Consider the following 10534-nt stretch of genomic DNA (forward strand, 5'->3'; position numbering starts at 1 on the left):
GCCTCCCTCTCCGGCTCCGGGGCGGAAAAATCATCCTCGCCGGGGCTGCGGTATTTTTCCGTCCCTGCGCCTGCGCCGCGGGCTTATGACTCTTCCCGAGGCAACCGACCCGTTCGGGATATAAAGCCTCATAACATATTATTCATTGCTTGCGCGATAAAAACAATAAAATTCGTGCGAGCATATAAACACGTGAGACACACGGTAAAAACTGTTACATGTTATGCAGACTGCGAAAGCAAATTCGAAATCGAAGAAAGGCGGCAAGTCCGCAGTTCGGACTCCGGCTGTTCCCGAGGCCGTTGCGGTGCAAGCGCAAGACCCGGTTGCAGCCGAGACTCCCGACACGAAACCCGCCGAACCGCAGACAACGGATATCGGAGCTGTAAATCCTGTCGCAGCAACCAGTCCTGCCGAACAACCGGCAGTCCATCCCGAGACGGATGTCCGGCTGCTGGATCTGAACAAGATCGTCAATTCGACCTACAATCCCCGCAAGAACTTCCGTGAGGATACGCTGCTGGAACTTGCCGAGAGCATCAAACAGTCGGGCGTACTGCAGCCTATCTGCGTGCGTCCGAAGGACGAGGGCTTCGAGATCGTCTACGGCGAGCGCCGCTACTGGGCCGCGGCCATGGCGAATCTGAAATTCATCCCGGCCTTGGTACGGGATTTGTCGGACGCCGAGGCCGAGGATGCCGCCATCACGGAGAACCTGCAGCGCGAGGACGTGCGGCCGCGCGAGGAGGCCGCCGCCTACAAGCGGGCCCTGCAGTCGGGACGGCATACGATCGAGAGCCTCGTGGGCAAGTTCGGCAAGTCGGAAGCCTACATCCGCTCGCGACTGAAACTCTGCGAACTGATCGACGCTTTGGCCGGGATGCTCGACCGGGAGGATATCTCGGTGGGTGTCGCCACGGAGATCGCCAAATATCCGGCCGACATCCAGCAGGAGGTCTACGACGATCATTTCGCCGAGGGGTGCTACAACTCGTGGAAGACGGCGCGGATCAAGGAGATCGCCCGGCGTCTCTACGAGCGTTACATGACCAAGCTGGAAAGCTATAACTTCGATAAGACGGAGTGCCTTTCCTGCCAGCACAACACGGCCAATCAGGTGCTGTTCAAGGACGAATGTGCAGACGGCTGCGCAGGCTGCCAGAACCGCGAGTGCATGCTCCGCAAGAATGACGAGTACCTCGTACTGAAGGCCGTGAAACTCCTCAAGGACGATCCGCGTACGACGCTGGCGACGAACGGCGCGACGCCCGTCGCGGTGCTCGAAGCGCTCGAACAGGAGGGCTATCACGTCGAAGAGCTGGAATACAGCGTTTATCACTACGACAAAGGCCCTCAGATGCCCGACGCTCCGCAGGCCGAAGAGTTCGAATCGGAAGAGGAGTTCTCCGAGGCTCAGGAAGAGTACGAAGCCGAAATGGCGGCATTCGCCGAAGAGACGCAGCAGTTGGAGTTCGACATCTCGGAAGGGCGTGTGCGCAAGTACGCCGTCATCGGCAACCTCGACATCGAGTTCCGCTACGAAGAGATCGAGGACGAAGAGCGGGAAGTGACAATAAACGAGGGACAGTCCAATGAACGCAAAGTTTTTGTCTCCGTCGTCCCGCCATCGCCGCTGGAGGGACTGCTCCAACAGGAGCGTCGCTACCGGGAAATCTGCTACGAACATATCACGACCGATATGAAGCGTGTCTTCCTCGATGTGAAGGTTGCTAACAAGCCCTTGCAGAAAGAGGAGCAGCAGATGTTCTACTACGCCGTGATGCAGCGCGTAATGAGCGATTCGAAACTCCGTCAGTGCGGTTTCCGGCCCAAGGAGGGCTCTTACCTGACCGACGAGGAGCAGTTCGCCGCTGCGGGACGCATTACGGCCAAGCAGCAGGCGGCGCTGATCCGTGCGTTTCTGGTGGACTACTTCCGTTCGGCGGCTCCGGAGTACCGCTGTACGGACGAAACGCTCCTGACGGGAATGATGTGCCGCTTTGCAGATCTGAACTTTGCGGAACAGAGCCAAGCCGTTCAACAACAGTATCTGGAAACATACGAAAAGCGCAAAGCCCGGCTTCAGGAGCAGATTGACGCCTTGCAGGCGAAGGCCGAGGCCGAGGAGATGGCGGTCTCGATGCGGGAGGCTCCGGACTTCGAGCCCGAGGAACTCCCGGATCTGCTGCCGGACGAGATGCCCGACGCAGAGCCGTCGCCGGAGCCGTTGATTATTCCGATGGACCCGGATATCGAACCCGATACCCGGATGCCGGAGGAGATGAAAACGGCGGCATAACGGTAGCGCGAACGAAATGTCCAACCGACGGAGCAGGTCATGCCTGCTCCGTCTTTATATTACTATAACAATGAACAAGAATCTGATTGAAAAGATCGCTCCGCAGTTGACGGAGCTGATGATAAAGAAGATGGAAACGCTTACCGAAACGTGGCGCAAGCCGTGGATCGCCGATCTTGCGCACGGACTCCCGCGCAACCTGCGCGGCACGCCCTACCGGGGCGGGAATATCCTGATGCTGCTGTTCCTCTCGGAGATCGCAGGCTACCGAACGCCGCTCTTCATGACCTTCAAACAGGCCAAGGAGGAGGGCCTGAACATCCTCAAAGGCTCCGGGTCGTTTCCGGTCTTCTTCTGGAAACTCTACGTCCGCCATAAGGAGACCCGCAAAAAGATCGAATCGGCGGAATATTACCGCCTACCCCAGGAGCAGCGACGGCAATACGACGTGCTGCCCGTGATGCGCTACTACCCGGTCTTCAACATCGACCAGACGGATATGTCGGAACAGCAGCCGGAGCGCTATGCTTCGCTTACGATACCGACCGGGCCGAAAGACTATTCGGACGGCCTGACATGCGAGGCGCTCGATCGGATGCTGGCGGAGCAGTCGTGGCTCTGTCCTATCCTTCTTAAATCCGGAGACAAGGCGTCCTATTCACCGACGCTCGACCGGATCATCTGCCCCGAGAAACGGCAGTTTCCGGAGGGTGCGGCCTTCTATACGACGCTTCTTCACGAAGTCACGCACAGCACGGGGTATGCGGAGCGTCTGAACCGTCCTTTGGGTAATTGTTACGGAGATGCTGGTTATATCCGTGAGGAGCTGGTCGCCGAGCTTACGGCGGCCTTGTGTGGTGCGATGCTGGGCTTCGCCACAGCGCCCCGCGAGGAGAGCGCCGCCTATATCAAAGACTGGCTGGCGGAGTTCCGTAAAGAGCCGACCTATCTGTTTGACATCCTCACGGACGTGAACCGTGCCGCGCGGATGATCTCCGAACGGCTGGCCTGCGAACAGGAGCCGGAAACCTCGGATGCGATTCCGGCCGAAGCCGCCTGAACCCTTATAGAAAATTTTTGTTTAACCTGCGCTGCGACCGAAAGGTCGCGGCGCTTTTATTATCAGCAATATGCAACATTCCAAAACCGAAGAACGGTACAGTCGCGAAACGCTGCTGCCGATGAATACGCTTTACGACCATGAACACCACCTGACGCAAGAGGACGTGGACATGGCCAATAAGCTGGTGCGTCATATCGAACATACCCGTAACCCGCGTGTCCCGCAGGTCGGCGACCGGGTGCGCTATACCACGCGCCACGGCGACTTCCACGGCAACGCCCTGATCGAGGCTGTCCGTGAAGACGGAACGCGCTCGATCTGCCTGTGCCCTTACGTGCCTTTCGTGTGGGCGACAGCCGGCGGTATTGGCTGCTCGGTCAGCGGCGGGCCTTTTACAGCCGTGATGCCGCAAGAGCTGAAGCCTTCCGGTGCTGTGCCGGGGGATTTCTGCGATTGGGGCCATTGCGGCGCCTGCGGCAACGGAATCGTCCGGTTCTGCGCCGAGGTGCCGCTGTGGGAGTTTCGGGAAGGCGATCCGCTCTATGGTGATTTCTCCACCGAAAAATGGCGCAAGATCAGCCTTCATAAGGATCCGGAACGCCGGGACGGTGACCTTTACCGTGGCGACTGCATTTCGTTTCGGGCGGAGGAGGAGTTCCGACGGTTTCTCTCCGATTACGAAGGAACGGTATTCGCGGCTCCCGACCCGAAATCCGTCATCATTTGGTGTTATCGGGACGAGCAGACCGCCGTATCGCAAGAGAAATGGGATGCGCTCGATGCTCCCGTTACAGAGCGGCGCATCTACAACGCGCCCCAGCCCGTGAAACTCGTCAAGGATCACGGGCGGCATACCACGGTCTGTTATTTCGTCAGGCCGGAATTTTCTTATAAATAACTTGATTCTCTATGACTATGAAAAACAAAGAAACACTCGAAAAACTGCGCACTTATCAGATCGGCGTCATCCGCTCGGTCATCGCCAGCCGGCAAGGGCGCCTGGGAACCTATTCGGCCGATGCGACAGACCGCGAGAGGCTGGCAGATACGGACGGCCTCGCCTATGAAGAGTATTACGAGTCGCCCCTTACAATCAGATACGACGGTCTTTATCGCAATGTAATCTCCCTCGAATTTTGTGAGGACGGGCTGACTCCCGTCTGCCTGATGAACGGCGGGGATGATTTCCCGCTTCCGCTTGAAAATCTCTCCTGCGATACCCTGCAAGGCATCGTCGAATGGCTGGAAGAATACGATTTCATCCCGTCCGCCGAAGCTGCGCCGCAGACGACAAGCGATCTTACGGAAGATTTTGTGGAACGCTGCCTGCCGGAATATCCTACGCGCTACGACGTTTTCCGGCTGGGTGAATTGCAGAACTTCCTCGATGGCCATGAATCCCCGGAATTCGGACTGGACTGCGACGAAGCCGCCGCGGAGCGCGACCGTCTGCAACTCCGGATCTATGCCGAGGCCATTACTGCCTTTATGAAAAGGCAACCCGCAGCGCTTCCGGGCAATGTGTCCCTGCGCGACTATGCCGAGGTGCTGGTCGATATCGCCTATGAAGCCGGGCGCAGGAAGTTCCGGCCCTCGGACAACTTCCGCGATACGGCTGCGACGCTCATTGCCTGGGGCGACGAGTTCTCCCGGCAGCACGGAGATGCAAACCGGACGGAGAAGGAATACCTCGACGAGATTTACCGATTCACCGACGAGAAACTGCGAAGCGTTCCGAGTAAGAACGATCCGAATGCGGAGTTCGACATCGCCTTTCTGAACCGTACGGCTCTCGAAAGACACGGATACGATACTGCGACGATTACGGACGGCGATCTGCAGAAGTTGGCCGAACGGATGGGTGATTATTATTGCGAGAGCAGCAAGTTCAGCGAAGATCTGCGTACGGCCTGCGGCGATTTCGGATTGAAGTTCCGGGACACGACCAATCCGAAATAACACGACACGTACTGTCAAACCAGGCCGCAGCCCTAAAGCTGCGGTCTCTTAATTGCATATCATTATGAGCTATCAGATTATAACACGTATCACCATTACTTCGGACCTGCGGGTGATGGTGCGCATGGCGGCGAACAACATCCGTCCGCTCGACTTTCGTTACGACGAGGTCGTATCCCTGACCGAAACGCTGCGCACGAAAGGCCGTCCGACGCTCGAACTGGAATTGCTGTCGCTCTTTTTCAAGGGCCTTTGGCAGGGCCGAACCCGCTATGACCGGGCTGTCGGTTACACGCTGCTGACCGACAGCATCGACAAATACGAGGCGTGGGAACGCTGCCGCGAAGACAAGGAGTACGAACGTGGCCTGCTGCTGCGCATGCGGGGCTTCCTGCACTATCGGCCCGTTCCGTGCCGCTGCCACCTCGAATATCAAAGAAGCACTGTGCGACGTATTTATGTCGGATACATCTCTTTTTCGCGGCAGAGGCGCCGCATCTTTCCGAGCCTCATCGACGCGCAGGCCGCGCTGATCGCAAAGGGCTGGAATCCCGAAAACTTCCGAATCGTAGAAGAAGATACCCAAAATCTTAAATCTCAGAAACAATGAAAACCTATCGCATCAACAAGAACGCCGCGCGGCTCGCTCAAGGGACGGGTTTCGCTCCCGAATTAATCTATAATATCTCGCTTGTCCGGTTTCAGGGCCGTAACGGCCGCTGTATCGCGGCATGGACGCCGGGGATGAAGCGCCCCCGGTATGTTTACAAGGCCCACACCCCGGAAGAATACGACAAAGCTATGGAGCGTATCCGGCAGGAAGCCGAGCGCTTCCGTCGCCATGACGAAGCCGTAGCGCGGTCGAGTGAGGAGTTCCGACGTTCGCTGCGCGTCGGCGACATCCTCTACTCGTCGTGGGGCTGGGAGCAGACCAATATCGACTTCTATCAGGTCATAGCGATCCGCGGCAGCGCGGTAGACCTGCGGCAGCTCGACCAGCGAACTACCGAAGACGGCTATATGTGCGGAACGACCGTCCCGCTGCCCGATGTTTTCAAGGGCAAGACCCATACGCACCGTCGGTCGAAAAATTATATCCGCATCGACTCATGCCGCACTGCGTGGAAATGGGACGGGCAGCCCCTGCGGTGCAGTTGGTACGGATAAAAGTTCAGGACACTATGGAAAATATCGAAAAAATCGTTTCGCACTACCGCCGACATCAGGCTGAGTGCGCTAAACGCCGTGCGGAAATCGACGGCAAAATCGCAAAGTTGCAGGAGGAGCGCAAGCTCCTGAACGAGCTTCGCTGGACGGAGGGGCTATCCGTCCGGTCATGGCGGAGATCGCCCGCCTGACGCCTGAAATCGAGTGGGAGCAGAAAGAGGAATATCACCCGATAGGACTGCGATGTGCCGTTCCGGTTCTCGGACGGCTGAAAAGCAGCGGACAGTTCCTCGGCATTACCTTTACCGAGCTGGGCGGTGAGCTGTTTTTCGACACGGAGCGTACCCGCGCCCGCTTCGCACCGGGAACACTCGGTGAGATAAATGGCATGAATACCTTGTCGGTGTCGGTCGGCGACGGAGAGCCGCTGCTGCGGTATATCCGACAGCGGATCATCTTTCTGGAACAACAACACCCCGAAATGGGGAAATAAACAAAATTCTAAAATTTGATTATTATGAAAATCATGTGTCAGGAGCACTACGATAAGGTAGTGCAATACGCCGAGAGCATCGGCGACAGCACGCTTCGGGAATGTTTGGAGCGACTCGAACTTCGGGAGCGGAATCCCCATCATCCATGCCAAATCGAACTTTACAGGGACTTCGCGCCCTATTCGTTCCTCTTCAAGGAACGCTATCCCGACGGGAGTCTGGGCGTTGTCGGCGGATTGGTTTACCACGGCCGCCCGGATCGGTCGTGCTGTTTTATCGACCGCCCCTTTCACGGCTGGGCGACCCACACCTGAAAACCGGTTATTTATGCGTATGAAAATTTTGCACTATGCTGCAGACAGGGACAATCGGTTCGGAGATGTCCGTACCACCGTATCCGACCTTCGTCGGGGAGTGTATATCCGATTTGTCCCGTGTCTGCTGCGGCGAATGACGAGCGACAAGACACAACTCTTGAAGACGTGTGCCGGACAAAGCACGGAAATTGCATATCATCAGGATAATTCGTATATTTGTAAAGCGAAACGAACTCCGGCCCATGACCATATTCGATGACTATATCCGAAATAAAGGCTGCTGCAAGGTCTCAAAAACATTGCTTTGGGACTATGACCTGACGCAGTTCGACTGGCAGCGTTCGCGTAAGGTCGTCGTGCAGCGCGTCATAGAACGGGGATGGCTCCGGGACTACTTCGCGGCGTTCGACCTCTACGGAGGCATCGAAGGCTTCCGGGAAATCATCAAAGAGGTTCCGACACTCTCGGCACAGGATATGAATTTCGTATGTACGGCTTTCGGCCTTAAAAAAGAGGAATTGAGATGTTACACACGCAGACAGTTGCGCCGCAGACACTTGGGTTGTTGAAACAGTTGGAGGCCGAGCCCCGGCTTGCGGCGTTCAATCTGGCCGACGGTACGGCTTTGGCCTTATATCTGGGGCATCGTGTGAGTGTCGATCTGGATCTGTTCACTCCGCAGTCGTTCGACGCCGGGGAACTCGAAGCGTTTCTTTCGCAGCGATACGGATTCCAAACGGCCTTCAGGCGTCCCGACACGCTGAAAGGCATGATCGACGGCGTTAAGATCGACTGCATAGCTCACAAATATGCATATCTTCGGCAACCCTATGTGGAATCCGGAATCCGTTTATACAGCGTCGAGGATATTGTCGCCATGAAGCTGTCTGCGATCGCCGACGACGGTTCGCGGCTCAAAGATTTCGTAGATATCGCCTGTCTGTCCACCCGCATCCCGTTTTATGAGATGCTCAAATGCTACGAACGAAAATTTCCGCAGGCAAATGTCATCCGCCCGTTCAAGGCACTCACATATTTCGATGACATCGACTTCGACGAGAATGTCGTCATGCTGAATTTCGAATACGACTGGAAGCAGATCGCCCGACGACTGAAAGAGATGACAGTCCGCCAAGAGCATGTTTTTTCGCAGTGGCCGTTAAAAGAACAGAAACGTCCCGTAGCGGAGGACAAGGATACGACCTCTATGAAACGGGGCCGGAAGAGATGAATCCGTATCCATGTTAAAAATGGGCGACCCCGGATTTTACTTTCTAATTATCATTATGCGCCGTCCTGCGGCAATACAATAAACCTGTTGGTATAATCGTTGGACTGCCGATGAGTTTTTTAAGCTCAAAGTTTGTTTACTTTTATCGGATAAAAACTTACAAAACATGACTAAAGCAGATATCGTAAAGCAGATCGCCCGGGAAACGGGCGTCGAGGCCGTAACCGTTTCGGCCGTTGTCGAGGAATTTATGGAACAGGTGCGTGCAGCCCAGATTCGTAAGGAAAACGTTTACCTCCGCGGCTTCGGAACCTTCCTGATTAAAAGCCGCAAGGAGAAAAAGGGTCGTGATATCATGAAGAACACGACGATTGTAATTCCTGCACACGACATTCCTGCATTCAAGCCTTCTCCCGCCTTCCAGCGGCTTTTGGGAAAGAAATGATCGCCCGATGACCATAACAGCCCGATTCGAATGTTCGAATCGGGCTGTTTGCATATTGTCGCTGCCGGTATTTCGTCAGACATTCAGACGTGCGTGGTCTGCGAGGAACTTTTCCAGCCCGCTGTCCGTCAGTGGATGTCTGAGCAGCCCTTCGATCGCCGCAAGGGGGCATGTCGCCACATCGGCACCCGCATCGAGGCACTGGACGATGTGCTGCGTATGACGGATCGAAGCGGCCAGCACCTGCGTTTTGTAACCATAGGTGCGGTAGACTTTCACGATGTGGGCTACTAATGCTACGCCGTCTTCGGAGATGTCGTCGAGACGTCCCACGAACGGAGACACGTAGGTCGCTCCGGCCTTTGCCGCCAACAACGCCTGCCCTATGGAGAATACCAGCGTGCAGTTCGTCCGGATATCCTTGGCGGCAAAATATTTCACGGCCCGTATTCCTGCTGCCGTGCAGGGCAGTTTCACGACGATGCGGGGATGCAGCGCCGCCAGCGCCTCGCCTTCGCGCACCATTCCTTCGAAGTCGGTGGCTATGACCTCGGCGCTCACGTCCCCTTCGACGATGTTACAGATTTCAACGTAATGACGGTTGCAGTTCTCCGTACCCCGGATGTTCTCTTTGGCCATCAGCGATGGGTTGGTCGTCACGCCGTCCAGAACGCCCAGTTCGTGCGCCTTGCGGATCTGCTCCAAATTGGCCGTGTCGATGAAGAATTTCATGATTCGATAGGTTTTAGATTTCCATAAAGAAACGAAAATTCCATATAGGTTATACCGGATAATATCCGATTTTATATTGCGGAAATTCTTTACGACGCTGTCAGTGTCCGGAAACAGTCCGTCGGCGGCTTTACGGCAGCATGCTGTCTTCCCGAATACCTTGAGCGGGATGTATCTCCGGTTCGGATTCACGAGCCTTTACAGGGATCGGAATTCTCGTTGCGGTTTTCGGTTCTTCTCCTCGGGATACCGCATAGTCCTGTACGCCGGACGCATCCGTAAAAATCGGATGTTAGGACATTCGAACATCCGGAATGTACTCTGTAGGGATCGCTTCGTTTGCGGGCATCGTTTTTTTGCTTTACCTTTGCATCCCCGTAAGGAAAAGCCCTGTTTTTTCCGGAAATTTCAGAGAGATAAAACTTTACCGAATCATGTATTGGACACTCGAACTGGCCTCGTGGCTCGAAGATGCCCCTTGGCCCGCAACCAAAGACGAACTGATCGACTACGCCAATCGCTCGGGACTTCCCGAAGCGGTTCTGGAGAACTTGCAGGAGATCGAAGAGGACGACGAGGTCTTCGAATCGATCGAGGAGCTTTGGCCGGACTATCCTTCGAAAGAAGATTTTCTGTTCAATGAAGATGAATATTGAGTTTCCTCAAGCTGCATGAAAGACACCCCGGTACGGTCTGAAAACCGTATCGGGGTGTCTGATTGTTCGGAAACGAACTGCCTTTCAGGGCCGTAGCGTGCGGAACTTATGTCTGGAATCCTTTTGCAAAATGATTTTGACAAGAAAAGACCGTAAGATCTCCACTGTTTC

14 protein-coding genes are annotated in these 10534 nt (G+C 55.6%); 13 read left to right on the forward strand and 1 reads right to left on the reverse strand.

Features of this window, described 5'->3' with window-relative positions; genetic code table 11:
- Positions 1-223: 223 nt before the first annotated feature.
- The 12 genes from ACESTR_RS15310 (at position 224) to ACESTR_RS15365 (ending at position 8975) form a co-directional block, all read left to right on the forward strand.
- A complete protein-coding gene (locus ACESTR_RS15310) occupies positions 224-2299 on the forward strand; it encodes a ParB/RepB/Spo0J family partition protein (protein WP_302782359.1) in 2076 nt (691 codons plus the stop codon).
- 70 nt (positions 2300-2369) lie between these two features.
- The gene (locus ACESTR_RS15315; protein WP_302782357.1) at positions 2370-3359 is read left to right on the forward strand and encodes an ArdC family protein; all 990 of its coding nucleotides are present in this window, start codon (positions 2370-2372) and stop codon (positions 3357-3359) included.
- A 70-nt stretch (positions 3360-3429) separates the two neighbouring features.
- A complete protein-coding gene (locus ACESTR_RS15320; protein ID WP_373179401.1) occupies positions 3430-4260 on the forward strand; it encodes a DUF4121 family protein in 831 nt (276 codons plus the stop codon).
- A gap of 17 nt (positions 4261-4277) precedes the next feature.
- Positions 4278-5321: a hypothetical protein gene (locus ACESTR_RS15325; RefSeq protein ID WP_315975935.1), complete on the forward strand. Its 1044-nt coding sequence runs from the start codon at positions 4278-4280 to the stop codon at positions 5319-5321.
- Positions 5322-5385: 64 nt separating this feature from the next.
- Positions 5386-5931: a hypothetical protein gene (locus tag ACESTR_RS15330; protein ID WP_315975934.1), complete on the forward strand. Its 546-nt coding sequence runs from the start codon at positions 5386-5388 to the stop codon at positions 5929-5931.
- Positions 5928-6488 (forward strand): hypothetical protein, encoded by a 561-nt coding sequence (locus tag ACESTR_RS15335; protein ID WP_346989356.1) that lies wholly within the window; start codon positions 5928-5930, stop codon positions 6486-6488. The genes ACESTR_RS15330 and ACESTR_RS15335 overlap by 4 nt, the downstream gene beginning before the upstream one ends.
- Positions 6489-6502: 14 nt before the next feature.
- Positions 6503-6679 (forward strand): hypothetical protein, encoded by a 177-nt coding sequence (locus ACESTR_RS15340; protein WP_278718340.1) that lies wholly within the window; start codon positions 6503-6505, stop codon positions 6677-6679.
- Entirely contained in the window at positions 6658-6981 is a 324-nt protein-coding gene (locus ACESTR_RS15345) for a hypothetical protein (protein WP_278718343.1), read from the forward strand. The genes ACESTR_RS15340 and ACESTR_RS15345 overlap by 22 nt, the downstream gene beginning before the upstream one ends.
- Before the next feature lie 24 nt (positions 6982-7005).
- The gene (locus ACESTR_RS15350; RefSeq protein ID WP_278718346.1) at positions 7006-7296 is read left to right on the forward strand and encodes a DUF4120 family protein; all 291 of its coding nucleotides are present in this window, start codon (positions 7006-7008) and stop codon (positions 7294-7296) included.
- Positions 7297-7541: 245 nt separating this feature from the next.
- Complete coding sequence (locus ACESTR_RS15355; RefSeq protein WP_279183706.1) at positions 7542-7868, forward strand: DUF6922 domain-containing protein; 327 nt, start codon at positions 7542-7544, stop codon at positions 7866-7868.
- The gene (locus ACESTR_RS15360) at positions 7823-8530 is read left to right on the forward strand and encodes a nucleotidyl transferase AbiEii/AbiGii toxin family protein (RefSeq protein ID WP_279183707.1); all 708 of its coding nucleotides are present in this window, start codon (positions 7823-7825) and stop codon (positions 8528-8530) included. Before ACESTR_RS15355 ends, ACESTR_RS15360 begins: the two co-directional genes overlap by 46 nt.
- Positions 8531-8696: 166 nt before the next feature.
- On the forward strand, positions 8697-8975 hold the full coding sequence (locus ACESTR_RS15365) for an HU family DNA-binding protein (protein ID WP_279183708.1): 279 nt from the start codon (positions 8697-8699) through the stop codon (positions 8973-8975).
- Between the two features lie 75 nt (positions 8976-9050).
- On the opposite strand, the gene fsa is transcribed toward ACESTR_RS15365, so the two are convergent.
- Entirely contained in the window at positions 9051-9707 is a 657-nt protein-coding gene (fsa, locus tag ACESTR_RS15370; RefSeq protein ID WP_279183709.1) for a fructose-6-phosphate aldolase, read from the reverse strand.
- A gap of 434 nt (positions 9708-10141) precedes the next feature.
- Between fsa and ACESTR_RS15375 the strand changes: the two genes are divergently transcribed.
- Positions 10142-10363 carry a DUF2795 domain-containing protein gene (locus ACESTR_RS15375; RefSeq protein WP_278717882.1) on the forward strand — a complete coding sequence of 74 codons (222 nt, stop codon included), beginning with the start codon at positions 10142-10144 and terminating at the stop codon, positions 10361-10363.
- Positions 10364-10534: the final 171 nt, after the last annotated feature.

This window comes from Alistipes sp. DJF_B185 (assembly GCF_964250025.1).
Lineage (GTDB): Bacteria > Bacteroidota > Bacteroidia > Bacteroidales > Rikenellaceae > Alistipes > Alistipes finegoldii.

Bases quoted from the DNA above. Each gene is read 5' to 3' on its own strand.
- fsa (WP_279183709.1), bottom strand. From the start codon at position 9,707: ATGAAATTCTTCATCGACACGGCCAATTTGGAGCAGATCCGCAAGGCG.
- ACESTR_RS15315 (WP_302782357.1), top strand. From the start codon at position 2,370: ATGAACAAGAATCTGATTGAAAAGATCGCTCCGCAGTTGACGGAGCTG.
- ACESTR_RS15360 (WP_279183707.1), top strand. From the start codon at position 7,823: ATGTTACACACGCAGACAGTTGCGCCGCAGACACTTGGGTTGTTGAAA.
- ACESTR_RS15365 (WP_279183708.1), top strand. From the start codon at position 8,697: ATGACTAAAGCAGATATCGTAAAGCAGATCGCCCGGGAAACGGGCGTC.
- ACESTR_RS15375 (WP_278717882.1), top strand. From the start codon at position 10,142: ATGTATTGGACACTCGAACTGGCCTCGTGGCTCGAAGATGCCCCTTGG.
- ACESTR_RS15345 (WP_278718343.1), top strand. From the start codon at position 6,658: ATGGCGGAGATCGCCCGCCTGACGCCTGAAATCGAGTGGGAGCAGAAA.
- ACESTR_RS15350 (WP_278718346.1), top strand. From the start codon at position 7,006: ATGAAAATCATGTGTCAGGAGCACTACGATAAGGTAGTGCAATACGCC.
- ACESTR_RS15335 (WP_346989356.1), top strand. From the start codon at position 5,928: ATGAAAACCTATCGCATCAACAAGAACGCCGCGCGGCTCGCTCAAGGG.
- ACESTR_RS15355 (WP_279183706.1), top strand. From the start codon at position 7,542: ATGACCATATTCGATGACTATATCCGAAATAAAGGCTGCTGCAAGGTC.
- ACESTR_RS15330 (WP_315975934.1), top strand. From the start codon at position 5,386: ATGAGCTATCAGATTATAACACGTATCACCATTACTTCGGACCTGCGG.
- ACESTR_RS15325 (WP_315975935.1), top strand. From the start codon at position 4,278: ATGAAAAACAAAGAAACACTCGAAAAACTGCGCACTTATCAGATCGGC.
- ACESTR_RS15310 (WP_302782359.1), top strand. From the start codon at position 224: ATGCAGACTGCGAAAGCAAATTCGAAATCGAAGAAAGGCGGCAAGTCC.
- ACESTR_RS15320 (WP_373179401.1), top strand. From the start codon at position 3,430: ATGCAACATTCCAAAACCGAAGAACGGTACAGTCGCGAAACGCTGCTG.
- ACESTR_RS15340 (WP_278718340.1), top strand. From the start codon at position 6,503: ATGGAAAATATCGAAAAAATCGTTTCGCACTACCGCCGACATCAGGCT.